This is a genomic window from Pseudoalteromonas sp. SCQQ13, from assembly GCF_015864415.1.
Taxonomy (GTDB): Bacteria; Pseudomonadota; Gammaproteobacteria; order Enterobacterales; family Alteromonadaceae; genus Pseudoalteromonas; species Pseudoalteromonas nigrifaciens.
Genome location: NZ_JADYXG010000011.1, coordinates 91,262 through 117,697, shown reverse-complemented (window position 1 = coordinate 117,697; position 26,436 = coordinate 91,262). Strand labels below are relative to the sequence as shown.

Here is a 26,436-nt window from a genome sequence, read left to right as displayed (position 1 = left end):
TATGAATTATATACATAGTACGATAGCTCAATTAAAGCAAACTAGCCCCGCGCAAAGTGAGTTTTATCAAGCTGTTGAAGAAGTACTAGAATCTTTAGAACCTCTTTTTGCAAAAACTACAAATTATCAAAAAGAAGCCATTATAGAAAGAATGGTAGAGCCAGAGCGTCAACTAATGTTTCGTGTACCTTGGGTTGACGACGAAGGTAATATTCAAGTAAATAAAGGCTATCGCATTGAATTTAGCTCTACCTTGGGCCCATATAAGGGGGGCTTGCGTTTTCACCCGAGTGTTAATGCCAGTATTATTAAGTTTTTGGGTTTTGAGCAAGTGTTTAAAAACTCATTAACTGGCCTACCTATTGGTGGTGGTAAAGGCGGTGCTAACTTTGATCCAAAAGGGCGCTCAGACGGTGAAATAATGCGTTTTTGCCAATCATTTATGAACGAGTTATACCGCCACATTGGCCCAACTACCGACGTACCTGCAGGGGATATTGGTGTTGGCGCACGCGAAATTGGTTATTTGTTTGGCCAGTACAAGCGTTTAACAGGGCGTTACGATGGTGTGTTAACCGGTAAAAGCCTAATGTGGGGTGGCTCGTTAGTTCGTAAAGAAGCAACTGGCTACGGCGCAGTGTACTTTGCAAACTACATGCTACAAAACCGCGATGATAGCCTAGCAGGAAAACGTTGTTTAATTTCGGGCTCGGGTAATGTTGCTATTTATGCGATGGAAAAGCTGTATCAATTAAATGCAAAACCAATTACCTGTAGTGACTCTCGCGGTACACTATTTCATGACGCGGGTATAGATTTAACGCTTATTAAAGAGTTAAAAGAGCAGCAACGTGGCTGTTTAAGCAAATATAAAGAAAGCTACCCAGAAGCTACTTATATTGCTCGCGCAGATTACCCAGAAGATGGGCATGCAGTGTGGCGTTTTAAAGCCGATGCTGCGTTCCCGTGTGCCACTCAAAATGAGTTAACTCAAGGCGATGCAAAAGCGCTACTAAGCAATGGCTGTATTTTGGTGAGTGAAGGTGCAAACATGCCTTCGACCAAAGACGCGATTGACTGCTTTATTAAAGCCAAAATAGCTTACGGCCCAGGTAAAGCTGCTAATGCGGGCGGCGTTGCAACCAGCCAATTAGAAATGGCGCAAAATGCCAGTATGCAAAGCTGGACTTTTGAAGAAGTGGATGCAAAATTACAGCACATAATGAAAAACATTTTTAATATTGCTAACGAAACAGCGGCAGAATTTGGCCAACCTACTAACCTGTTACTTGGCGCTAATATTGCTGGTTTTCGCCGTGTTGCCGATGCAATGATAGAGCAAGGCGTAGTTTAACTTTTTTAGTTTAAAGCAATTGCAGCTCATTGCTGTGAGAGCCTGTACTTAAAAACACCCCATAAATTTAGCTATTTATGGGGTGTTTTATTTAAATAACCGCTTAAGTTAGTTATAACGCTATAAAGCCAAGCTATAACAGCGTAGGATCAGGCTACTTTCGAATGAAAATAGGTTTGCACTTCGCGGTGCATTAACATAAAAAATTATGCAACTAACTGCAAAAGCATCACTTCCTAACGCATTACTTATCTCTATTAGTACACCTCACTTTAAAGGCGATGAAGCAATTGAGTCGCTTGCAGAATTGGCACGCCTAGTTACCACTCTTGGCTTTAAAGTAGTTGGTACACAATCACAAAAGCAAAGTTCTACCCAAAAAGTAAATGTACTGGGTTCAGGTAAACTGGCTGAAATAGCGCACCTTACTGGTAATAAAGGTTCTGCTGCAGATGAGAAAGAGGGTGAGAATTTTCTTGATGACGATCCATTATCCGACATGCCATCAGAAATTCCATCAGACGGTTTAGATTTTGCTTGTGCCGATGTTGTCGTGTTTGACTGCGATTTAACGCCTTCTCAACTACGTAATGTGGAAAACCAGTTAGGTGTGGAAGTATTTGACCGCACCGGCATAATTATTGAAATATTTAGCCGCCATGCGCGTACTAAAACAGCAAAATTACAGGTTGAAATTGCTCGCCTTAACTATGTAGCGCCGCGTCTGCGTGAAACGTCTACCGGCGATAAAGAACGCCAAATGGGTAAGGGCGCAGGGGAGACAACGCTTGAGCTTAACCGTCGTAAAGTACGCGACCAATTAGCTGAGTTAAAGCGTGAACTGGTAAATGTTCAAGATGTAATGATGGACAGACGAGAACAGCGCTCAGAGCTATTTTCAGTGGCTTTAATTGGTTATACCAATGCGGGTAAATCGTCGATGATGCGCGCAATTACGGGCAGTGATGTAGAGGGCGAAAACAAACTTTTTGCCACGTTGGACACCACAGTTCGTGCTTTGTATCCAATAACGCAACCACGCATATTGGTATCCGATACAGTTGGTTTTATTAAAAAACTACCGCATGATTTAGTTGCTTCATTTCATTCAACTTTAGCCGAAGCACATGATGCGTCGCTGTTGTTATATGTAGTTGATGCATCGGATGCGTCTTTTCGCTCACAACTTGATGTAGTGCATAATGTATTGGCAGAAGTGGGTGTTCAAGGCAGTAAAAAGTTATTAGTACTGAACAAATCAGACCAACTTAGCGATGCGCAACAACAAGCATTAATGGCTGAATTTCCTGATGCTATGATGACATCAACACGTAACCCTGCTGATATAGCTAAACTGCATAAGTACATTGTTGATACTGCACAAAGCGACATGATTGAAGAAGAGGTTATTATTCCTTACACCGCCAAAGGTATAGTGGGTGAAATTCGCTCGACCATGAGTGTCATTAAAGAAGAATATGAATATAGCCATATTAAACTCACCGTGCGCTCCAATGCGATTGACTTAGAAAGGCTAAAAAAGCGTATGCTTGATTTATAGTTAACCTGAACTCAGGTTAGTTAGTGCACGTTTGCTATAATAATAGCGCAGCCTGTTTTAGGCTGCGCATTGTTAAAGTTGATAATTATGAAAATGCTTTTTCTGCTAACTCTTCTTGCATTTGTTCGCGCATTTTAAACTTTTGCAGTTTACCGGTTACCGTCATAGGGTAATTTTCAACAAAACGAATATGGCGAGGCACTTTAAAGTAAGCCAATTTGTCTTTTAAAAATAACCGTATTTGCTCTTCATCTAAAACCGCATCTTCTTTTGGTTGGATCCAGGCGCATACTTCTTCACCGTATTTTTCGTCGCTAATACCAAATATAGCGGCATCTTGAACACCTGGGTAGGTATAAAGCACTTCTTCTATTTCGCGGGGATAAATGTTTTCTCCGCCGCGAATTATCATGTCTTTAATGCGGCCAACAATACTAACAAAGCCCTCACTGTCCATTACCCCTAAGTCGCCAGAATGCAGCCAACCATCTTGATCTATAGTCGCTTTGGTTTTTTCTTCATCGTTCCAGTAGCAGCGCATAATACCTGCACCGCGACTACATACCTCACCCGATTGCCCTACGGGTTGAATATTACCTAGCTCGTCAATTATTTTAACTTCGGTATGCGCTAATGCACGGCCTACTGTGGTTACTTGGCGCTCAATAGATGAGTCGGTTTCAGTAATATTATTAATAGGGCTGCATTCAGTTTGGCCATATGCAATAACTACTTCGTGCATATTCATTAAAGTTTGTACTTTGCGCATTACTTGCTCTGGGCAGGTAGAGCCGGCCATTACACCAGTGCGTAATGTACTTAAGTCGTAATCATTAAAGTTACTTAATTCAAGCTCACTAATAAACATGGTCGGTACACCATGCAGTGCTGTACAGCCCTCATTTTGTACTACTTCGAGAGTTGTTTTCGGATCAAATGCATCCCCAGGATAAACTGCTGTAGCCCCTTTGCTCATAGACACTAAACTGCCAAGTACCATACCAAAGCAATGATAAAGTGGCACAGGTATGCATATTTTATCTTTATTGGTTATGTGCATGGCTTCACCAACAAATAACGCATTATTTAAAATGTTTTTGTGGGTAAGCGTTGCCCCTTTGGGGTTGCCAGTGGTGCCAGACGTAAATTGAATATTGATATCTTGATTGCAATTAAGAGTTGCGGCGACTGAATCTAACTGCTGTTTATGTTCTTGAGTTGCAAGTGCGGTTACTTCAGCGAATGAAAACATGCCAGGGCTTGCTTCATCACCAATTCTAATTACGTTTTTAAGCGTGGGAAGAGCAGCGGCATTAAGCTGACCTTTTTCGCACTCTGCTAGCTCTGGCGCCAAACTTTGTAGCATTTGCAGATAGTTGCTGCCTTTAAATTCGGAAGCAGTAATTAAGGTGGTGCACTCAACGCTGTTTAAAGCGTACTGCAATTCGCTGGGGCGATAAGCTGGGTTTACACAGACCATAATTGCGCCAATTTTAGCGGTGGCGAACTGAGTTAAACACCATTGGATGTTATTTGGTGACCAAATACCTACTCTTTCTCCAGGCTTAATACCCAGTGCAAGTAAACCCATTGCTAATTGATTAACTTGATGCTGAAATTCTTTATAGCTCAAGCGAATGTTTTGATGGTGCACAACCACGGCTAATGCGTCGGGGGTATTGTCGACAATGCTGTCGAAGTAGTCACCTATGGTTTGTTTGGTTAATGGGGTACTTTGTATTCCTTTAAAATAACTCTGCAATAGCGGCATAGGGTTTGTTTTTTCTATTTCTTTAACCGCTTTTGTTGTTACATTCATGTCATTCTCCGTATCAGTAGATATGAATTGCTTGAATGATAAATAAACATATATTGTCGACAAAGGGAAGGGGGGTAGACTAATGTCTTAGGTTTGTTGCTGAAAATGAAATAAGCAAAAATAAAGTAAAAAAAACGCGCCTTACACTGTAAGTACGCGCTTTTAGCAACTACTAAATGAGGTTACATTTCGTCGCTGCGGTAAGTTTTTTTCATAATATAAACGTAAGCGTTTACAAAAGCATTTTCTTGATACTTTTTAAGACCGGTATCCTCAAAATCAATGGGGATAGGGTTGCGTTTAACTTGCTCTTTAATTTCGGTTGTTGTAAATAATTTTACATCAAGGTTTTCGATTAGCTGAATCGCGGTTTCCATTTTAAAACCATTAGCACTACCAGCAAATTTACCTTTTGGAGCACGTTGACGTATTGCAACAGAATCAATTTGGTAATCTTGCATTAGCTTGGCAAAATCAAACTGAAACTTACGCATTACTTCTGTGTCGTTACCGTTACCTAAGGTAAAGCGTGTTTGGCGCACGTCGCGAATATCAAATACGTCATTATCTTTACTTAAAATACAAAGTAGTACATCACTACCGGTAATATCTACACCACATGTTCTCATTACTATTCTCTAATATAACTTAATTACCCAGTATTATACGCAACATCCATTAAATTGCGAGAGTAAGCACTTAAGTCAGTTGTAAATTTAACGGCGATTAGATTTATTATATTGATGCAATAAAATCTGCGCCGAAACATTATTAATTTAGCCTTTATAACAAAATAGCAGGTGTTTTAGCCGCTTTAAACTTGTAATTAGTAGCGTTGCACGCGACAATATCTTTTTTGTAGTTGAGCAGACTCAGCATCTACATTAGCCAAATTTGGCGAAAAATAGTCAATGCTTATTCGTAAGAGCGTTGTCGAGTCATTCTCATTTAATTAATTTAAAAAATACACGTGATACATTGTAGGTGTCACCACTGTAGCAAGGATTTATAATGCCAGTTATTACTCTCCCTGACGGAAGTCAACGTAGTTTTGAAAACCCAGTAAGTACGCTAGATGTTGCCAACGATATTGGCCCAGGACTCGCTAAAGCGACCATTGCTGGCCGTGTTAATGGCGAGCGTGTTGATGCATGTGACCTAATAAGTGAAGATTCGCGCCTTGAAATCATCACCGCAAAAGACGACGACGGCTTAGAAATTATTCGTCACTCGTGTGCACACTTAATTGGGCATGCAGTTAAACAGCTTTTCCCAGATGCAAAAATGGCAATTGGTCCTACTATTGATAACGGCTTTTATTACGATATTGATATGGAACAGTCGTTATCTCAAGATGATCTTGACGCGATTGAAAAGCGTATGTTGCAACTTGCTAAAACAAACTACGATGTAGTTAAAAAAACCGTAAGCTGGCAAGAAGCACGCGATGTATTTGCAGCGCGTGGTGAAACATACAAAATAGAAATTTTGGATGAAAACATCGCTAAAGATGACCGTCCAGGGTTATATCATCACGAAGAATATGTAGACATGTGTCGTGGCCCTCACGTACCTAACATGAAATTTTGCCAAAACTTCAAAATAATGAAAGTAGCGGGTGCATATTGGCGTGGTGATTCAGAAAACAAAATGCTACAACGCATTTACGGCACAGCGTGGGGCGATAAAAAGCAACTTAAAGCGTATTTAAAACGCCTTGAAGAAGCTGAAAAGCGTGATCACCGCCGTATTGGTAAAGCACTTGATTTATGGCATTGGCAAGAAGAAGCGCCAGGTATGGTATTTTGGCACAACGATGGTTGGAGCATTTACCGTGAGCTTGAAGAGTTTGTGCGTGAAAAACTACGTGAATACGATTACGAAGAAGTAAAAGGTCCAATGATGATGGATCGTTCGTTATGGGAAAAATCAGGTCACTGGGAAAAATATGCAGATGCTATGTTTACCACAGTGTCTGAAAAGCGTGAATACGCGATTAAACCAATGAACTGCCCAGGTCACGTACAAATATTTAATCAAGGTTTAAAATCGTACCGCGATTTACCACTACGTATGGCTGAGTTTGGTTGTTGTCATCGTAACGAGCCATCGGGTGCATTACATGGCTTAATGCGCGTACGTGGCTTTACCCAAGATGATGCGCACATTTTCTGTACCGAAGAGCAGATAATGGACGAAGTTTCAGCGTGTATTAAGATGGTTTATGATACATATGAAACATTCGGTTTTGAAAAAATCGTGGTTAAGCTCTCAACACGTCCAGAGCAACGTATTGGTGAAGACCATATGTGGGATAAAGCAGAGCTGGCATTAGCCGAAGCACTTAAACTAAACGAGATTGAATTTGATTACCTACCAGGTGAAGGCGCATTTTACGGCCCTAAAATTGAATTTACTTTGTACGATTGTTTAGACAGAGCGTGGCAATGTGGTACAGTGCAACTAGACTTTGCATTACCGGGTCGTTTAGGCGCAACTTATGTTGCTGAAAATAACGAACGCCGCACCCCAGTTATGATACATCGTGCTATTTTAGGTTCTATTGAACGCTTTATTGGTATTTTAACTGAAGAATACGCTGGTTTATTCCCTACGTGGCTTGCGCCAAAGCAAGTGGTAATTATGAATATTACCGATAAACAAGCCGATTATGTTAAAGAAGTTGTACAAAAATTAAATAAACTTGGAATTAGAGCCACTGCTGACTTGAGAAATGAGAAGATTGGCTTTAAAATCCGAGAGCATACACTTAAGCGTATTCCTTACTTACTTGTTGTTGGCGATAAAGAAGTTGAACAACAAGAAGTAGCAGTACGTACCCGCACAGGTGAAGACCTTGGCAAATTTAATGTTGATGACTTTGTAGCTAAAATTAGCGAAGAGATAAAAAGTCGACAATAAAAAATCGAGCGTGTAAGGCATTTACAAACAGCCAATTACACGCTTACTATTATTGATATTCTTGGAGGAACGTACTATTAGAGGCGGCAAGAAAGGGCAACAAACAGCCCAAAAAAATCGTATTAACGAAGAAATTACAGCTCAAGAAGTTCGCTTAATTGACATTGACGGCGAGCAAGCTGGAATTCAGTCATTAAAAGACGCGCAAACTATGGCTGATGCAGCGGGTGTTGATCTTGTAGAGATTAGCCCGAACGCTGAGCCGCCTGTTTGTAGAATCATGGACTACGGTAAGTTCATCTTTGAAAAAAGCAAAGAACTAAAAGAGCAGAAGAAGAAGCAAAAGCAAATCCAGATAAAAGAAATCAAATTCCGTCCTGGTACGGATGAAGGTGATTATCAGGTTAAGCTGCGCAACTTACGTAAGTTCTTAGAAGCTGGCGATAAAGCTAAAATTACGATTCGCTTCCGTGGTCGTGAAATGGCTCACCAAGAAATTGGTATAGAATTATTAAACCGTATCAAAGGCGATTTGGAGGAGCTTGCAGTTGTTGAGTCTTTCCCTAATCGCGTTGAAGGTCGCCAAATGGTTATGATGATGGCGCCTGTTGCTAAAAAATAATTTTTAAGCGATAATACGCACCGAAAATAGCTCAGGTCTGCAAGTAATATGTAAATATTCACCTGAGTTAACCGGTTTTAAAGTAAGATTGCAGCATTTATGCTGGGTTTTCACCGGAACATGGCAGTAAGTTAGGCCTGAAAGTGGAGCTATAGCAATATATCTCACGCCTGCTTACTAATTTAAATGCAATACAATTTGGAGTTATTGCAATGGCTTATAAGCTAAAAAGTCACAGAGGCGCAGCTAAGCGTTTCAAAAAGACTGCTTCTGGCGGTTTCAAGCGTAAACAAGCGCATCTTCGTCATATTCTGACTAAGAAAACTTCTAAGCGTAAGTTACACCTACGTCCTAAGATGATGGTTCATAAAAATGACCATGGTCTAGTTTCACGTATGTTACCGTTCGCTTAATAGGGGTTTTTAGAAATGGCAAGAGTTAAACGCGGCGTTGTCGCACGTGCACGTCACAAAAAAGTTTTAAAACAAGCAAAAGGTTATTACGGAGCACGTTCACGTGTTTACCGTGTAGCTTTCCAGGCTGTTACTAAAGCGGGTCAATACGCTTACCGTGACCGTCGTGCGAAGAAACGTACTTTCCGTCAATTATGGATTGCACGTATCAATGCTGCTTCACGTCAAAATGGTCTGTCTTACAGCCGTTTTATCAGTGGTCTTAAAAAGACATCTGTAGAAATCGATCGTAAGATCCTTGCAGATATCGCTGTTTATGACCAAGTTGCATTCGCAGCGCTTGTTGAAAAAGCAAAAGAAGGCCTAGCGGCCGCTTAAGCTTTTTTATATAAGTATTAAAAAGGAGCCTATGGCTCCTTTTTTTGTGTTCGGCGTATAGTAATTATTCCGCAGTTTGCTTTTATCATTAGTATAAACTGCATAGTATATTGAATTTTAGTAAATTTATTGTTCCCCTTAATAATTCGCTAAACACAAACAAAGTGCTAAATGTTATTGGCTGCTTTTTTTTGTTGAATCACCGCACTTTCATCATATAAAAATGTTTAATTGATATAATTTATTTAATTAAGGCGTTTGTTAGAGAATTTTATGTTTGCAAGTTTATTGGTTTTATCAGCTAGTGTGGCGTATGACAGCCATTTACCTCCTTTGTTGCCATGGCAAGGGCAAAGCATATCCCTAATGCAAAAAGCAGGTCCACTGACCACTGACTTTGAACTTTCCTCTGGTGAAGCATCACCAAGTTATGCCGAGACGATGGCTTTTGTAGACAGACTGGTTGCTGCGAACCCAACGCAATTTAAAGCTCAAACAATTGGTTACAGCAATAGCCAACGGGCTATAAAAATGTTGATTGCCAGCGAGCAAGGGTATTTTCAAGCCAGTCAAATAGCAAACGATACTAAACCAACCATTTTTGTTCAAGCCGGTATTCATGGCGGAGAAATTGACGGTAAAGATGCCATGTTTATGTTGCTCAGAGATATAGCAACAGGTAAGCGCCGCGATATATTAAAAAACGTTAATATTTTATTTATTCCTATTTTAAACGTAGATGGCCACGAGCGCAGTAGTGCATTTAACCGTATTAATCAGCGCGGTCCGGTAAAAATGGGCTTTAGAACCAATGGCAATAATCTAAATTTAAATCGTGATTTTACTAAACTCGATACACCAGAAATTAAAAGTGTTTTAAAAGTAATTAACGACTACAACCCTAATTTGTATATTGATGTACATGTAACCGACGGTGCAGATTATCAATACGATGTAACCTATGGCTACAATCCGGTGTTTGCTAGCGAGTCGCCGGCGGTATCAGATACACTCAATCAACTTTTTAAACCTTTAATAGATGAAAAGCTGGTATCGCAAGGACATATACCAGGACCACTGGTATTTGTTATGGACAAGCGCGAGTTTAAAAGTGGCCTAGCGGGTTGGGTGGCTACGCCAAGATACTCTAACGGCTGGGGAGACTTAAAGTCATTACCGACCATTCTCGTTGAAAACCATTCATTAAAACCCTATAAACAACGAGTTTTGGGGACGTATGTGTTTTTAGATGGCGCAATAAGTGCGCTTGCTGAGCATAGTAATGAATTATTAGCTGCGGTAAAAAAAGAGCAAGCATTTATTCCTAAGCAACTTAGTGTTAAGCGCGGCTATGCTGAGCAAGCAAACGAAATAGAATTTAAAGGCATAAGTTACGCGCGAGAACAAAATGCACTTTCTGGGCAAGTAGAAGTTAAATATTTAGGTAATAAGCAAGACTACACTAATCTTCCTATTTATTGGCAAAAAGAGGTGCTGCATACAGTTGAAGTACCTAAAGCATTCTTTATTCCGCCAGTGTATAGCGACCTTGTAGCAAAACTTAAATTGCATGGTGTGGAGCTTACTCAGCTTGAGGGGGTAAATACTCAACCATTAAAAGTAGCGAAAGTAAAAGATTACACTTTTGATAAAGCCCCCTTTGAAGGGCGATTTAGAGTCTCGGCAAACTTTGATTATGTTGCTGCAATTAATGTTGATTTAAATGGCTGGTATCAAGTGAACACGCAGCAAAAAGCAGGCGAGTTGGCGGTGCATTTATTACACCCCGAAGCGCCTGACTCATTTTTTGCGTGGGGCGAATTTAATACTATTTTTCAGCGTACTGAGTACATGGAAAACTATGCATTAATTCCTTATGCCCGCCAAATGCTCAAAAATAATCCTAAATTAGCGCTCGCGTTCGATAAAAAGATTAATGACGATAAGGTATTTGCCAAAGATGCCGATGCGCGCTTAAATTGGTTATATGAGCAGAGCCCATTTTACGATCAAGCTTATTTAAAATATCCAATATTAATGTCTTTTGAAGAAGACATTGTACTTGCTGAGCAAAAAGATAAAGAAATTTAAGATGCATATAATTACAATACCCGTTACTGCTTTTGCACAAAACTGTCGCATTATTGCATGCTCGCAAAGCAAACAAGCTGTGGTAGTAGACCCTGGTGGCGATTACAACAAAATTGTGGCGGCATTAAAACAGCACGATTTAACGTTAACAGCAATTTGGTTAACGCATGGCCATTTAGATCATGTTGGTGCGGCTGATGCCTTGCGTAATACCTATAGCGTAAAAATAATTGGCCCACATAAAGATGAGCACTTTTGGTTTGAAAATTTACCAATGCAAGCACAAATGTTTGGTTTTGCAGCGGTTACTGCTTTTTATCCAGATGAGTGGCTAGCACACGACGATATAATACGCGTTGGGGAGTTGAGCTTTATCGTAAGGCATTGCCCTGGGCATACTCCTGGTCATGTGGTGTTTTATCAGCCACAACAGCAGTGTGTTATTGTGGGTGATGTAATATTTAAAGGCTCAGTAGGGCGCACGGATTTCCCAAAAGGAGATGCTCAGCAGTTAATTACCTCAATTAAAACGCAAATAATGACGCTCCCCGATAATACCCGCATACTTGCAGGGCATGGCAGCGATACGAACGTAGGCTACGAAAAACAGAACAATCCTTTTATAAGTGGGCAGTTTGGTTAATGCTGAGTAAATAATTTTTTTGCCAAAAACAAGCAGACTGTTTTTTAAAACACATGTATAATTTAGCCAGTTTATCTGATAAATAAGAAATAAAATGTCTCTAAATCACGTAGATCGCCAAATTTTGGCACTTTTGCAGCAAGATGCTAGTTTATCAACCGCTGAAATAGCAGATAAAGTAGGTTTGTCGCAATCTCCTTGTTGGCGCCGTATTGCTAAGCTAGAGCAAGATGGTTACATAAAAAGTAAAGTTGCACTTTTAGATGAGAAAAAGCTGGGCTTTGATATGCTGGTTTATGCTCACGTGCGTTTATCGAATCATGGTAAAAAGAATCTTGCTGAATTTGAAAAACTAATATTGAGTTACGATCAAGTAACGGAATGTTACACTATGGCAGGCACCATGGACTTTATGCTGCGTATTATTTCACAAGGTATTGAGGGCTATGAGCACTTTGTACGTGATAACTTGCTTAGCTTAGAGTACGTTCAAGAAGTACATTCTAATGTGACCATGACTTGCGTTAAACGCAGTACCGCTCTACCTCTGTAACCAAATATCTATTAACGCTAAGTACTTATTACTTAGCGTTAATGCCCTACTGACAATTGTTAACTGGGCGCTAATTTGATAGAATTCAGCGCTTTTTTTTGTTACCCGTCTATGAAAACACTTGAGGAACTCAATGTTTAACTTACTCAGCAAAGCGCCAAGCTCTGCTAAAAACGATATCCTATCTGGATTAACCGTGGCATTAGCCTTGGTCCCAGAAGCTGTTGCGTTTGCCTTTGTTGCAAATGTAGAACCTTTAGTTGGACTCTATGCCGCGTTTATCGTTGGTTTAATTACGGCTATTTTCGGTGGTCGCCCTGGCATGATTTCTGGCGCAACCGGTGCCTTAGCTGTTGTTATGGTAAGTTTAGTATTTGATCATGGGGTTGAATATTTATTTGCCACTGTGCTGCTAATGGGCATACTGCAAATACTGGCTGGAGTTTTTAAGCTCGGAAAGTTTATTCGTATGGTGCCGCATCCGGTAATGCTTGGCTTTGTGAACGGCTTAGCCATCGTTATATTCTTAGCTCAGTTGGGGCAGTTTAAAGTTCCCGATGGCATGGGCGGTCAGCAATGGATGACAGGGAATCCTCTGTATATTATGTTGGGGTTAGTGGCACTAACCATGGCTATTATTCATTTTTTACCTAAATTAACTACAGCAATCCCATCGTCGTTAGTTGCTATTGTAACAGTTACAGCCTTGGTTATTGGCTTTGATTTAGAAGCGCACACTGTACTTGATTTCCTAAAAGGGATGACCGGCGATGAAGCGGTAACGATTGCTGGCGGTTTACCTGAATTTCATATTCCTATGGTGCCATTTACCCTAGATACTTTTATTATTATTTTTCCTTATGCACTTATTTTAGCGGCAATTGGTTTAATTGAGTCTTTATTAACGCTGAGCCTAATTGACGAAATAACAGAAACGCGTGGGCATAGTAACAAAGAATGTATAGGCCAAGGCGCTGCAAATATTACCTGTGGCATGTTTGGTGCTATGGGCGGTTGTGCCATGATAGGTCAGTCAATGATCAATATTAACTCAGGTGGGCGTTCGCGTTTATCGGGCATTAGTGCTGCGCTAATATTACTTGCGTTTATTATTTTTGCCTCAGGTTTAATTGAAATGATCCCACTGGCTGCTTTGGTTGGTGTGATGTTTATGGTGGTGTTGGGTACTTTTGAATGGGCAAGCTTTAAAATGATGAAGCGTGTACCACTGTCTGATGCATTTGTAATTGTATTAGTGTCGGGTGTTACCGTTATTACCGACTTAGCCATTGCAGTGTGTGTGGGTGTGATTGTATCGGCATTGGTATTTGCTTGGCAGCATGCAAAGCATATATACACAACCAACTATATTGATGAACAAGGTGCTAAAGTATATGAATTACATGGACCGCTGTTTTTTGGTTCGGTTAAAAACTTTGTTGAATTATTCGATGTAAAGAACGATCCTAACGATATTATTATTGAATTTAAATATAGTCGTGTGGCCGATCACAGTGCCATTGAGGCAATTGACAGCTTAGCTGATAAATATAAAAAAGCAGGCAAAAAATTACACCTACGACACTTAAGTAAAGACTGTACGCAACTGCTGCATAAAGCACGCGATTTAGTTCAAGTTAATGTAATTGAAGATCCAACCTATAAAGTGGTATCAGATAAGCTTGCTTAATTTAAATTAAGCAATAATTTAGTAAATAAATACGTTAAAAGCGAAAGGTTTATTCCTTTCGCTTTTTTATGCGTAACTATAGATGCGATCAATACCTGTTTGCGGCAAGGCTCTTAAAAAGCAAGATGGTTGGTAGTGCTAAGCGTTTACATAACTCGATATAATAGTGACAAATACATAGGGTAATAATTTATTTTGAATTGGCAATCTTTGATTGATAACAGACAGCGTTTTTTTTGGCTCTTGCAAGTAGCAGGCTGGATTGGTTACGCCTTGGTAAATTATATCGGCTCTAAAGTATTTGAAATGCGCGATATTTACGTATTTGTTATTTTATTAAATGCCTACGCAGGCTGTTTAATGACAGTGCCGCTGCGCTATATTTACCGAAAAATTTGGCATGCTTCACCTTGGGTATTAATGCTGGTTGTATTTAGCGCGTCCTATATTACGGGGACTTTATGGGCTGTGGTACAAAAATTTAATTTATGGGAAATATACCGCCATGGCTATCGGCCAGAAGAATGGTTTTACTACCTGCAGCAAGGCTTAGATTCGGTATACATAATTTTATGTTGGAGTGGTTTATACTTTGGCGTTAAGTATTACCAGCTATTACAAAGTGAGCGTCAAAAAGCACTAAAAGCCACTACCATGGCGCACGAAGCTCAATTAAAAATGCTTAGGTATCAGTTAAATCCGCACTTTTTATTTAATACCCTCAATGCTATTTCTACATTAATTTTGGTAAAAGAGAACAAAGATGCTAATTTAATGGTGTCAAAATTAAGCGACTTTTTACGTTATACACTTAATACAGATCCAATTAAAAAAGTGCCGCTAGAGCAAGAGTTACATGCCTTAATGCTTTATTTAGAAATAGAGCGAGTGCGGTTTGATGAACGCTTAAAAGTAAATATAGAAATTAGTGAGCAAGCAAAGCAGGCATTAGTGCCGAGCTTGATTTTACAACCTATTATAGAAAATGCGATTAAGTATGCAATTGCACACTTAGTAGAGGGCGGTGTAATAGATATTAAGGCGCAAGTGTTTGCTAATGAATTATTACTTGAAGTAGGTGATAATGGACCAGGAACAGAACTAATTAATGGTCAGTTGGTAAATGCTCAAGGTGTAGGCGTTGCAAATACCAAGGATAGATTAAAAACGCTCTACGAAAATAATTATTCGTTTGTATTATCGCATAATACGCCAAGTGGGTTAAAAGTTAATCTGCGAGTACCGTTTGAGAAGGCAGTAAAGTAATGATAAAAATAAAAACACTTATAGTTGATGATGAGCCATTAGCACGTAGAGGCTTAGCTGTAAGGCTTGAAGAGTTTGCTGACATTGAAGTGATCAAACAATGTAGTTCCGGTGCCGATGCGATTGAAATATGTAAAAATCAAAAAATAGATCTCATTTTTTTAGATATTCAAATGCCTGGTATGAACGGTTTTGAAGTTGCACGCGCGTTAAGCGAAAGTACACGAGTATTACCAGCTATTGTTTTTGTTACTGCTTTTGATCAGTTTGCAGTTAAAGCATTTGAAATACATGCTTTAGATTACATTTTAAAACCCGTTGATGACAACAGACTTAAGCAGGCGGTAGAAAAAGTGCATACTTATTTAAAAACGCAGCAAGACAACGCCCATAAGAAAAAACTAGCAAGCTTTGTCGCTGGGATCACAGGTAATAATTGCGAAGAAATACTTAAAAAATTAGCCACAGGCGACACATTAACGGATAGACGTTACCCAGAGTCGCTTGCCGTAAAAGAGCAGGGCGAAATAATTCGTGTGCCAGTTGTTACTATTCAATGGGTTGATGCTGCGGGTGATTATATGTGCCTACATTGCCAAGATGGGCAAACGCATATATTACGTAAAACCATGAAAGAGCTTGAACAAGAGCTTGATCCGCAGTTGTTTGTACGCGTGCATCGCAGTGCAATTGTAAATACTAAACAAATCAGTAAATTGGTCACTCAAGTAAGTGGTGAATATTTATTAGTACTTGAAAACGGTCAAGAGCTTAAAGTAAGCCGTAGCTACCGCGATAAAGTAAAAGCAGCATTAGCGAGTTAATATTTCAGTTAGTGATTGCAGAGTAGATACAAAAAAAGCGAGCTTAGCTCGCTTTTTGTATTTAAGTTACTGTATTAAATATTAGCTTACAGTAACAATTTTCATGGTGTTAGTTGCGCCCACAGTTTCCATAGAGTCACCGTGAGTAATAATAACTGTATCACCAGACTCTAAAGCACCTTGTTCAACAAGTGTTGCAAGTGCCGCTTTAACCATGCCGTCTTTTTCAGTTTTAGTAGAATCAAAAAATACTGGATAAACACCACGGTATAGCGCAGTTTGTCCTAGTGTACTGGCATGGCGAGATAACGAGTAAATAGGTAAACCTGAGCTAATACGCGACATTAACTTAGCCGTACTACCTGATTCAGTTAAGGTAACAATTGCTTTTACTGAATCTAAGTGGTTTGCTGCATACATAGCCGAAAGGGCGATAGATTCTGCATTACTTGAAAAACGACTGTCTAAACGATGTTTAGAAACATGCGTTTCTTTTTGCGACTCAGCACCTAAACAAACTCGCGCCATAGTTGCAACGGTTTCTTCAGGATAATCCCCCGCGGCTGTTTCAGCCGAAAGCATTACGGCATCAGTACCATCAAGCACTGCGTTGGCAACATCCATTACTTCAGCACGTGTTGGCATTGGATTGTCGATCATCGACTCCATCATTTGCGTCGCAGTAATAACGGTACGGTTTAATGAGCGCGCACGGCGAATAATGAGTTTTTGCTTGCCCATTAGCGCGGCATCACCAATTTCAACACCTAAATCACCGCGGGCAACCATCACCGCATCAGACGCAAGAATAATATCATCAACGGCTTCTTGTGTTTCAACGGCTTCTGCACGTTCAATTTTTGCCAATAACTGCGCTTTTGAACCTGCGGCTTCAGCCAGTGAGCGTACGTAGCGCATATCATCGCCACTGCGTGGGAATGAAACGGCTATATAGTCAACGTCAATTTCTGCAGCTGTAAGTAGGTCTTCTTTGTCTTTTTCTGTAAATGCCGGCGCAGTTAAGCCGCCGCCTAAACGGTTAATCCCTTTATTGTTAGATAAAACACCGCCAACAGTTACAGTACAATGTACTAAGTGGCCAACAACTTCGTTAACGCGTAGCTGAATAAGGCCATCGTTTAACAGCAGTAAATCATTAGCGCTTACATCGTTAGGTAGTTCTTTGTAATCTATACCAACAGCGTTAATATCGCCTTCGCCTAACTCCATTTTTGCATCAAGGGTAAATTTGGCACCAACAGCAAGGGTTACTTTACCTTCTTTAAAGGTAGAAACACGAATTTTAGGGCCTTGTAAGTCAGCAAGAATAGCAATATGTTTACCTAAGCGTTTAGCAATTTCGCGTACCGCTTGGGCGCGGTCTTTGTGATCTTGTGCCACACCGTGCGAGAAGTTTAAACGTACGACATTTGCACCTGCGCAAATAATTTTTTCTAAGTTGTTATCTCTATCAGTAGCAGGCCCTAGTGTCGCGACTATTTTTGTGCGTCTTAGCATTTAATTCTCCTGTATGCTTAATTTTAAGCAGATTGACGGTTATTTTGTTTTATAAAGCAGTTACCATTAGCAGGTAAAGTTTTAGTTATGGGCAATTTTTATTGTATTGCCACTATTATATACAAAATGAATGTGCGATCATTATGACACCGGTGTCAGGGGGCGTCAATGATCTATAAATTTTTAATCTAGCGACTATTTCTCCCCCTGAGTCCGCTGTTGTTTGATATAATTACATTGTGATAAAAGTATATTTTTTTGCTCATGATATAATACACGTGCCAAAGTATTTATTTAAATTAACTAACCAATTAGTTGTTACCGAGGAGGGCACTAAATGCAAGTTGCATTAGTAGGGTTAGGCGTTATGGGGAAAAACCTTGCCCTAAACTTAATTGAAAAGGGCATAACGCTGGTCGCTTATGACAAAAACCCCCATGCGGGTGAAGAGTTATTGAGCTGCGCTAAGTCAGAAGGTTTAGCTGATAAGCTGCACATTGTTTCTGATTTAGGAGACATGGTTAGACGTTTAGAAGCACCGCGTTCTATTTTGTTGCTTGTTCCTGCGGGCGAGTTGGTTGATGCTGTATGCAGTGAGCTCATAGAAGCTGGCGTACAGTGCAGCGATATTATAGTTGACTGTGGTAACAGTAATTATAAAGACGGTATTAACCGCAAGCTTAAATACCAAAATAAATTTGAGTTTGCCACTATGGGGATTTCAGGCGGCGCAGAAGGTGCTCGTCATGGTCCTGCAATGATGGCAAGCGGATCTGAAGGTGGTTGGGAGCGTGTCGAGCCATGGTTTACAAAGGTTGCTGCAAGTTATAAGGGTGAATCATGTTTCGCTCGTGTGGGCCAATCAGCCAGTGGTCACTTTGTAAAAATGGTTCATAACGGCATTGAATATGCGCTAATGCAACTTATTGCTGAAGTGTATCAATTGCTGCGTCATGGCACTGGGCGTTCACCTAAAGAAGTAGCAGAAATTTTTGACGAATGGTCGCAAGAGCATTTAAACAGCTACTTATTGTCTATTTCTAGCCACATATTGTCACTTGAAAATCAAAATAATGTACCACTTGTGGACTTAATTGATAATAAAGTGGGCGCTAAAGGTACAGGTTTATGGACTGCGCAAAATGCATTAGAGCTTGGTATTGCAGTACCGTCTTTAGTAGCTGCAGTGCAAGCACGTCATTTAACGAATGTTTATGACACAACTGCTGCACAAGAGATGACTTACGCCGATAGAGCAACCACTAAAGTTGAAATTGACTTAGTTGAGCTTAAAGATGCATTTACCTTAGCGAGCTTACTTGCTTATCGCCAAGGTTTGGCTTTAATTAAAGGCGCGTCGCGTACGCATCAGTGGAAAGTAGATTTGTCTAAAACACTGCAAACATGGCGTGCGGGTTGTATTATTCGTGCTGATTATTTAGATAGTGTTGCACAAGGCGTTGAATTTATTGACACCCTTGATAAAGAAGTATTTGCACTGCGTAAAATAACAGGCCAAGCAATGATGACAGGCTTAGCGTTTCCGGTGCTTAGCTCATCGCAAACTTACTTTGCTACATTAACCACTCCAAGTAATGGGCATTTAGTACAAGCCCAGCGTGATTACTTTGGTGAGCATGGGGTTAAAACCCATACAGGTGAAGTGTGTCATTTAACAGACCTAGTTGAGATTGACGCGAAAGTACGTTAATCAACCAGAGTGCAGGTTAATTATTAAAACGACAAAAAAGCACGCTAAATTTAGCGTGCTTTTTTAATTTTAAGTCCGCTAAATTAACGGGTTAACTCACCGCGTAAATTGTCTTGCATTAAATGGCGAATTGTCTCTACTTCAAGGTTTTGACTTAATAAGTAATGCAGCTTAGTTAAGCAAGCCTCTAATGTCATATCGTAACCACTGATCACACCTATATTAAGGAGCGCGTTACCCGTTGCATAGCCGCCCATATTTACATGACCTTTTATGCATTGGGTTAAATTTATAATAATAACGCCGCGCTTGCTGGCTTGCTCTAAAATAGTTAAAAATTCAGGATCTTGTGGTGCGTTGCCCACGCCAAAACTTAATAATACCAATGCTTTAATGCTACCGTTTACTAAGCTTTTCACAACCTCGGTACTAATACCCGGATATAAATGCAGCACACCAATAGGCTGCGTTGTAATGGGGGTTACTTGTAAATCGTTTTCAACATAGGGGCTTAATTGGCCTTTTATAAGTTGAATATTAATACCTGAAAGCGCTAAAGGTTCAAGGTTTGGTGAGGCAAATGCATCAAATCCATCGGCATGGGCTTTAGTGGCTCGATTACCACGAAACAACTGATTATTAAAAAATAAGCTTACTTCAGCAATAGGGTAGTTTGCTGCTAAGTACATAGCATTGAGTAAATTCACTTGCCCGTCTGAGCGCAATTGCGACAAGGGAATTTGTGAGCCGGTAACGATTACAGGCTTAGTTAAGTTTTCAAACATAAAAGATAAGGCGGCGGCGGTATACGCCATAGTGTCGGTGCCGTGGAGGACAACAAAGCCATCATAGTCTTGATATTTGTTTTTTATATCATCTGCTATTAACTGCCAGTGAGCAGGCGTCATATCAGAGGAATCAATTAAAGGGCAATACTCGTGAATATCAAAAAGTGGCATTTCTTCACGGTTAAATTCTGCATTATTGACCACAGTCTGAGTTAAGAACCCTTCTGCAGGAATATAGCCGCGACTCGATTTTTTCATCCCAATTGTACCGCCAGTGTAAGCGATGTAAATGCGTTTACGTTTCATAAAAAAGCCCAGTAAAATAACTGGGCTTAGTATAACTTTAAATACAGCTGCTTATAAAGGCAGATGCACTTTTATTGTGCGACAGAGCAAGCTAAACAGCGCGCATAAACACCTTGTGGATCGTTATAATCTTTAAGGTTATCTATTTCACTACTTAAACGCTTAACCACACTTTGTAAGTTAGCTTGCGTTGCAAGAACCGAGGTTGTTGCGTTGTTACTGCCAAGCATAGATTTAACCGACGCATTACCTAAAATATCTTGAATCATTTTTTGTTGCGGGCTCAAGCTTTGTTTAATCGTTTTAACATCGTAATGATTTAGTTTAGCAAGTGCTGCTGCCGCTTTAATTGCGTCTTGCTTATCACCTAGTTTATCGATTAAGCCTAGCTCTTGTGCTTTTGCTGCGATCCATACACGGCCTTGCGCAATATTATCAACTTGCTCAGGTGTCATGTTACGTGCATCTGCAACCACATCTAAAAAGCGTCCGTAGGCCTCCTCAACACTCATTTGAATTACTTGCGCCATTTTGTCATCAAGCGGGCGAGTAATAGAAAACCCAGCCATGTCGGTTGTTGCCACGCCATCCGAGTAAACACCAAGGTTAGATAAGGTGTTTTCAAAGGTCATAAAGGTGCCAAATACGCCAATAGAGCCGGTAATTGTGCTTGGCGCAGCCCAAATTTCATTCGCTGCTGAAGCAATCCAATAACCGCCAGAAGCTGCAACAGAGCTCATTGAAGCAATAACAGGTTTACCTGCTGCTTTAAGTGCTAACACCTCAGCGCGAATAACTTCAGAGGCAAACATACTGCCGCCACCCGAATCAATGCGCAGTACTACGGCTTTAACTTTGTCATCTAAACGTGCATTACGCAGTAGTGCAGCTGTAGAGTCGCCGCCAATTTCGCCGGCTTTGCGCTCACCATCTACAATTGTACCTCTAGCAACAACTACCGCGACTTTTTCTGTCATTGGGTTATCAAATACAACAGGGGGCTTAACTAGGCTTAAATATTGACGAAATGAAACTTGTTTAAAAGTTTTGCCTTTTTCATCAGCGCCAACTAAATCAATTAACTGTTGGCGAACTTGTTGATTGGTTTTTAATGTGTCGACCCATTGATTATCTAGCGCATATTGACCCGCGTCGCCATTTGCAGCTGTCATTTTTGCTAAAAATACATCCATGGTTTCGTCAAAGTTTGATTCATCAAAAGGACGTACTGCAGCAACATCTTGTTTGTATTCATTCCAAAGTGCTGTTAACCATACGCGGTTAGCTTCTTTAGCTGCATCCGACATGTCATTGCGAATAAACGGCTCAACTGCCGATTTAAACGTACCAACACGGAATATATGCTGCGTTACTTTTAACTTTTCAAGTGCTTCTTTAAAGTACAGTGGGTACATACCAAAGCCTTCAATTGCTACACTGCCATAAGGGTGCATAGCGACTTCATCTGCATGTGCTGCAATGTAGTATTGAGCTTGAGTGTAGTAATAACCAGAGGCAATAACCTTTTTACCCGTTTGTTTAAATGCTTCAAGTGCCTTGGTAATTTGTTTTAATTTATTTAAATGCGCTTTTGGCATTTCTTGTAAATCTAACAGTATTATGCTGATGCGGTCGTCTTTTGCGGCTTCGTTAATAACCTCAACTATATCATCGAGTAAAATTTCACCCGGTGATTCAGCGTTTGAAGTAGCATCACTAATTGCTGCTTCAATAGGATCTATATAGGTTTTTTCTTCAACAATAGGGCCGTTAAGATTTAGTCTAAGTACTGAGCCATTTTCTACAATTATTTTATCGCCGTCACTTGAAAGAGACACAATAAAAACAATAACCAGTAATAAAAATAAAATGTTGAGTATTAAACGACGAGAAAAATTTATCCCAGTCCAAATACCTTTAAATACTTTTGCAATCAAAATAGATCCTTAATTTGGTACAACTAATACATTACAAGCATCTTAGCTCAGAATATAAATAAATTTAACTGCTAAATCGTAACGAAGTATTTATAAAGCTAATTATGCCACTGTTGCTATTCACATTTTTATCAATATAAACTTCAGTTGCACTTTTTGAAATTAAAAAAGTAGGCTTGTAATAGCCGAAAAATGGGTATTGTTAGCCTAATGTGCAACAGTTTATTAAAATACTAAGTTCAGATATTGCTTATTGGTCGGTATTAAAGCAGAATTGATCAATGCACACAGGTTAGACCAGTTAATGGGGCACAGGATGTTAGAACAACAATTACAATTAAAACACACACAATTACGTAACCGCTTAGTAATGGGCTCAATGCACACCGGTCTTGAAGAAGGTTGGCATAACCGCAAACGCCTACGTGCTTTTTACGAAGCACGTGCTAAAGGTGGTACTGCCATGTTAATTACCGGGGGCTATAGCCCAAATTTACGCGGTAAATTAACGCCTATTTCGTCATCCTTTAATAGCTATTACGATGTTTTTAAACATCGTGCTTACACCAATGCAGTACACAAGCATGGTGGTAAAATATGTTTGCAACTACTTCATGCCGGGCGTTATGCGTATCACCCTTTTAATCAAGCTCCGAGCGCAATTAAAGCACCTATAAGTCCTTATAAGCCAAAGGCAATGTCGTTAAGCTCAATTAAAAAAACTATTAAAGACTTTGCACATTCAGCCTACATGGCTGAAAAAGCAGGCTACGATGGCGTAGAAGTAATGGGCTCTGAAGGGTATTTAATTAATGAGTTTATGGCACCGCATACGAATAAACGAGATGATGAGTTTGGTGGCAGTTTAGAAAATAGAATGCGTTTAGCCGTTGAAATAGTTAAAGCGGTTAGGGCTAAGGTATCGGAGCAGTTTTTAATTATTTTTAGACTGTCGGTAATGGATTTAATTCCTAATGGTTCTACCCCTGAAGAAGTAACTATTCAAGCGCTTGAACTTGAAAAAGCGGGTGTTGATATTTTTAATACAGGAATAGGGTGGCACGAAGCGCGAGTTCCTACAATTGCAAGTATGGTTCCGCCTGGGGCGTTTAAAGAAGCATCAAAACGCTTAAAAGATGTAATTAAAGTACCCGTTATCGCGGTAAACCGTATTAACACCCCAGAAATAGCTAACGAAATACTAAACGCAGGCGATGCCGACTTAATTTCGATGGCGCGGCCATTACTGGCTGATCCGGAGTTTTTTAATAAATATAATAATCAGTTATCAAAGCATATTAATATTTGTATAGGGTGTAACCAAGGGTGTCTGGATCACGTATTTAAAGGCAAACGTGCTACTTGTTTAGTTAACCCACAAGCGGCTTTTGAACTCGACTACCCACTAGAAAAAACGACTAAAGCTAAAAAGGTATTAGTAGTTGGTGCAGGGCCTGCGGGTTTATCATCAAGTTGTTATTTGGCAGAAAAAGGCCATACAGTAACGCTGATAGATCAAAAAATGCAAATGGGTGGGCAATTCAATTTAGCCATGCAAATACCTGGGAAAGAAGACTTTAATCATACCTTAGCGTATTACACTAATGAGCTTGAACGTTTAAACGTAACGGTTGAGTTAGGTAAAGCATACAACGACAGCATGCTTGCACACTATGATGACATTGTATTTGCCACAGGGGTAAGGCCGCGTGAGGCAAGTATTGAATGCAGTGATGGTAAACGCGTATTTGCCTACGATGAAGTTATTCGTGGTGAAGTAGAGTTAGGTAAGTCAATTGCTATATTAGGCGCCGGTGGAATCGGGTTTGATATGGTGGCTTTTTTAAGCGAGCAAAAGTCGCAAAGTATTAGTGACTTTAAAAGCCAGTGGGGTATTGAGTGCGAACCTAAACCCCATAAAGATGCTCGCCAACTGTACATGCTAAAACGCAGTGCAGGTCGCTTTGGTAGTGATTTGGGTAAAACAACAGGCTGGATCCATCGCCAAGTAGCTAAGCAACATAGCGTTAAACAAATTGCTGATTGTCAGTATCATAGTTTTGATAAAAATGGTTTAACCATTACAGTTGCAGGAGATAAGCAAGTATTAGCTGTAGATACTGTGATTGCCTGTATTGGTCAGGTTTCTAATAATGAAGTATTGGCAAAGCAAAGCGACAACGCCAAAGTGCATGTTATTGGGGGCGCTAAGCTTGCCACCGCAATTGATGCTAAACGTGCTATTTATGAAGCGCTGCAAATTGCCAGAGAAATATAACATTTTGGCTTAGCCAATAGGCTAGTCTAACTTGTTATAACCAATTGGCTACTGCATACTATACCCCGCTATTTAGGCGGGGTATAAGTTTATCCCGCCTGTTAATATACAGCTTAGGCTGTTTATCTATTATTCTCGCTAAAATAAGCACTGATATTACAGCGCTTTATTTTTCTATGTTAAATCAATGCTATGCTAGCTTTTATTTTGAGAGATGGTTATGAACGCGATTGAATTATTATTGACCCGTCAATCTGACGCCAAATTAACAGAGCCAGGCCCAAATGAAGAACAACTCGCGGTGATCCAGCAAGCCGCGCTACGTGTTCCCGACCATGGTTGTATTGCACCTTGGCAATTTATTGTTGTACAAGGCGATGCGCGCCATAAATTAGGCGACATTTTTCAGCAAAGTGCAATTGCAGAGCAACAAGCCGAAAAAATGATTGAGCGCACTAAAGAGCACCCGTTGCGCGCGCCTATGATTATTATTGCTATAGCAAAGTATCAAGAACACCCAAAAGTTCCGCGAATTGAGCAAATACAAAGCGCAGGGTGTAGCGTATTTGCTATGCAACAAGCGGCTTTTGCACAAGGGCTTAGTGGTATTTGGCGAACTGGTTTTTTTGCGCAAAGCCCTGCAGTTAAACAGGCATTAAAATTAAATGAGCAAGACGAAATAGTGGGCTATTTGTATTTAGGCACACCGGCTGTTGATTGTAAAAAGTCGCCTCGTCATAAAACTGTTGATTTTTTCAGCTACTTATAAAATAAGATGAACTTTTTGCCCTACTTATACTCATACACCATTAACGCTTGTATGTTAGAGTGGATGTGTAAGTGACCAGAACTCTTTATAATAAATCTATCTCTAGCAGCTATTTTCAACGCTAGAGAAAATAAGTTTAAATATCATTATTATTAAATGTGTTAGTAAATACCTTAACCAGAGTTCAGGTTAAGTAGTTTAGCTGTGAGAAGTGCTAGGATGCGTAATCTATAAAACTCCTTCTGCAGTTTGTTTTTTAATCGATTGTTTTTTGATAAAGTATGGAAAGTCTTAATAAAAACAAAGATAAAGAAGACGAAATTAATGGGAAATTTATTTTTACGTGAAAAAGAAAGTTGGCTAGCCTGGTCTTTTTGGGGCGCCATAGGTGCTTTTATAACCCTTTATGTTGCAATGAGTACCAGTAAAGCACATTTTATTGTTGCCTCATCAATGGGTGTGTTAGTTGTTTTAACCTGGTGGATGCAACAATCTAAACGCTATGACTTTGGTCGTGCATTTAAAATATGTTGTTATGTGTTATTGCTCACCGTATTGCCTGCATTTTTGGTTGTAGTAGTGCCTAGTGATGATTTAAATCGATTTGATTTAATATTTCAAAGTGCAACATTTTTAACTTTAAGTTTATTTGTGTGTTTGCTTTGTTCTTGGATTGCACGCAGACCAAAGCAATATTACTAAAATAAACTCCTTTGTTAAATTTAGCTGTTGCTAAATTAATAATTGGTATTTAAATACATTGCTTTAATTTTAAGCATAAAATTATTTTTAACGATTTTATGCTTTTAAGCCTTTACAAGTTTGTCATTTACCCCTATTATTCGCGCCGTGCGGAGAGATGGCAGAGTGGTCGAATGCACCGGTCTTGAAAACCGGCATGGGTTTATAGCCCATCTAGGGTTCAAATCCCTATCTCTCCACCATTATTTAAAAAAACCGCCTTATTGGCGGTTTTTTGCTTTGTGGAACTTG

At 39.9% G+C, this 26,436-nt stretch carries 21 protein-coding genes and 1 tRNA gene; 17 read left to right on the top strand and 5 right to left on the bottom strand.

The genetic code is table 11. The features are described from left to right. Nucleotide 1 precedes the first annotated feature (1 nt). Both gdhA and hflX read left to right on the top strand, forming a co-directional pair. On the top strand, nt 2-1,354 hold the full coding sequence (gene gdhA / locus I6F41_RS10805) for an NADP-specific glutamate dehydrogenase (protein ID WP_011328073.1): 1,353 nt from the start codon (nt 2-4) through the stop codon (nt 1,352-1,354). Between the two features lie 208 nt (nt 1,355-1,562). Then, the gene (hflX, locus tag I6F41_RS10800; RefSeq protein ID WP_011328074.1) at nt 1,563-2,915 is read left to right on the top strand and encodes a GTPase HflX; all 1,353 of its coding nucleotides are present in this window, start codon (nt 1,563-1,565) and stop codon (nt 2,913-2,915) included. Between the two features lie 85 nt (nt 2,916-3,000). Here hflX and I6F41_RS10795 read toward each other — a convergent pair whose 3' ends face one another. After that, complete coding sequence (locus tag I6F41_RS10795; RefSeq protein ID WP_182683305.1) at nt 3,001-4,734, bottom strand: AMP-binding protein; 1,734 nt, start codon at nt 4,732-4,734, stop codon at nt 3,001-3,003. Nucleotides 4,735-4,916: 182 nt separating this feature from the next. Beyond that, nucleotides 4,917-5,363: a DUF3010 family protein gene (locus I6F41_RS10790; RefSeq protein WP_011328076.1), complete on the bottom strand. Its 447-nt coding sequence runs from the start codon at nt 5,361-5,363 to the stop codon at nt 4,917-4,919. A gap of 382 nt (nt 5,364-5,745) precedes the next feature. Between I6F41_RS10790 and thrS the strand changes: the two genes are divergently transcribed. From thrS to I6F41_RS10740, 10 genes are all read left to right on the top strand, one after another. Beyond that, nucleotides 5,746-7,656: a threonine--tRNA ligase gene (thrS, locus tag I6F41_RS10785; RefSeq protein WP_089368226.1), complete on the top strand. Its 1,911-nt coding sequence runs from the start codon at nt 5,746-5,748 to the stop codon at nt 7,654-7,656. A 61-nt stretch (nt 7,657-7,717) separates the two neighbouring features. Further along, the gene (infC, locus tag I6F41_RS10780; protein WP_080516827.1) at nt 7,718-8,278 is read left to right on the top strand and encodes a translation initiation factor IF-3; all 561 of its coding nucleotides are present in this window, start codon (nt 7,718-7,720) and stop codon (nt 8,276-8,278) included. Between the two features lie 212 nt (nt 8,279-8,490). Beyond that, nucleotides 8,491-8,691: a 50S ribosomal protein L35 gene (gene rpmI, locus I6F41_RS10775; RefSeq protein WP_004587840.1), complete on the top strand. Its 201-nt coding sequence runs from the start codon at nt 8,491-8,493 to the stop codon at nt 8,689-8,691. Nucleotides 8,692-8,706: 15 nt separating this feature from the next. After that, a complete protein-coding gene (gene rplT / locus I6F41_RS10770) occupies nt 8,707-9,069 on the top strand; it encodes a 50S ribosomal protein L20 (RefSeq protein ID WP_011328079.1) in 363 nt (120 codons plus the stop codon). A gap of 273 nt (nt 9,070-9,342) precedes the next feature. Further along, nucleotides 9,343-11,160, top strand: coding sequence for a M14 family metallopeptidase (locus I6F41_RS10765; protein ID WP_086996030.1), 1,818 nt, complete (start codon nt 9,343-9,345; stop codon nt 11,158-11,160). A gap of 1 nt (nt 11,161) precedes the next feature. Beyond that, nucleotides 11,162-11,803, top strand: a complete 642-nt coding sequence (locus I6F41_RS10760) for an MBL fold metallo-hydrolase (protein ID WP_011328081.1) — start codon at nt 11,162-11,164, stop codon at nt 11,801-11,803. Nucleotides 11,804-11,897: 94 nt separating this feature from the next. Then, nucleotides 11,898-12,356, top strand: a complete 459-nt coding sequence (locus tag I6F41_RS10755; RefSeq protein WP_011328082.1) for an Lrp/AsnC family transcriptional regulator — start codon at nt 11,898-11,900, stop codon at nt 12,354-12,356. Between the two features lie 133 nt (nt 12,357-12,489). Beyond that, nucleotides 12,490-14,046 carry a SulP family inorganic anion transporter gene (locus I6F41_RS10750; RefSeq protein WP_011328083.1) on the top strand — a complete coding sequence of 519 codons (1,557 nt, stop codon included), beginning with the start codon at nt 12,490-12,492 and terminating at the stop codon, nt 14,044-14,046. Nucleotides 14,047-14,241: 195 nt separating this feature from the next. Then, nucleotides 14,242-15,312 carry a sensor histidine kinase gene (locus I6F41_RS10745; RefSeq protein WP_011328084.1) on the top strand — a complete coding sequence of 357 codons (1,071 nt, stop codon included), beginning with the start codon at nt 14,242-14,244 and terminating at the stop codon, nt 15,310-15,312. Next, nucleotides 15,312-16,136 (top strand): LytR/AlgR family response regulator transcription factor, encoded by an 825-nt coding sequence (locus I6F41_RS10740; RefSeq protein ID WP_089368227.1) that lies wholly within the window; start codon nt 15,312-15,314, stop codon nt 16,134-16,136. The genes I6F41_RS10745 and I6F41_RS10740 overlap by 1 nt, the downstream gene beginning before the upstream one ends. An 81-nt stretch (nt 16,137-16,217) precedes the next feature. Here the strand turns inward: I6F41_RS10740 and pyk are convergent, their stop codons facing one another. Beyond that, the gene (gene pyk / locus I6F41_RS10735) at nt 16,218-17,654 is read right to left on the bottom strand and encodes a pyruvate kinase (protein ID WP_011328086.1); all 1,437 of its coding nucleotides are present in this window, start codon (nt 17,652-17,654) and stop codon (nt 16,218-16,220) included. Nucleotides 17,655-17,991: 337 nt separating this feature from the next. Between pyk and gndA the strand changes: the two genes are divergently transcribed. Continuing rightward, nucleotides 17,992-19,365, top strand: a complete 1,374-nt coding sequence (gndA, locus tag I6F41_RS10730; protein ID WP_011328087.1) for an NADP-dependent phosphogluconate dehydrogenase — start codon at nt 17,992-17,994, stop codon at nt 19,363-19,365. A gap of 83 nt (nt 19,366-19,448) precedes the next feature. On the opposite strand, the gene ansA is transcribed toward gndA, so the two are convergent. Together ansA and sppA are read right to left on the bottom strand one after the other, a co-directional pair. Further along, the gene (ansA, locus tag I6F41_RS10725) at nt 19,449-20,459 is read right to left on the bottom strand and encodes an asparaginase (protein ID WP_011328088.1); all 1,011 of its coding nucleotides are present in this window, start codon (nt 20,457-20,459) and stop codon (nt 19,449-19,451) included. Nucleotides 20,460-20,530: 71 nt separating this feature from the next. After that, on the bottom strand, nt 20,531-22,396 hold the full coding sequence (sppA, locus tag I6F41_RS10720) for a signal peptide peptidase SppA (protein ID WP_182683306.1): 1,866 nt from the start codon (nt 22,394-22,396) through the stop codon (nt 20,531-20,533). Between the two features lie 316 nt (nt 22,397-22,712). Between sppA and I6F41_RS10715 the strand changes: the two genes are divergently transcribed. The 4 genes from I6F41_RS10715 to I6F41_RS10700 all read left to right on the top strand — a co-directional run bounded on the left by I6F41_RS10715 (nt 22,713) and on the right by I6F41_RS10700 (nt 26,387). Further along, nucleotides 22,713-24,674 (top strand): oxidoreductase, encoded by a 1,962-nt coding sequence (locus I6F41_RS10715; protein WP_182683307.1) that lies wholly within the window; start codon nt 22,713-22,715, stop codon nt 24,672-24,674. 220 nt (nt 24,675-24,894) lie between these two features. After that, nucleotides 24,895-25,443, top strand: coding sequence for an NAD(P)H nitroreductase (locus tag I6F41_RS10710; RefSeq protein ID WP_182683308.1), 549 nt, complete (start codon nt 24,895-24,897; stop codon nt 25,441-25,443). Between the two features lie 324 nt (nt 25,444-25,767). After that, entirely contained in the window at nt 25,768-26,145 is a 378-nt protein-coding gene (locus I6F41_RS10705; protein ID WP_011328092.1) for a hypothetical protein, read from the top strand. Nucleotides 26,146-26,296: 151 nt separating this feature from the next. Beyond that, nucleotides 26,297-26,387, top strand: a tRNA-Ser gene (locus tag I6F41_RS10700). The last annotated feature ends 49 nt before the right edge of the window (nt 26,388-26,436 follow it).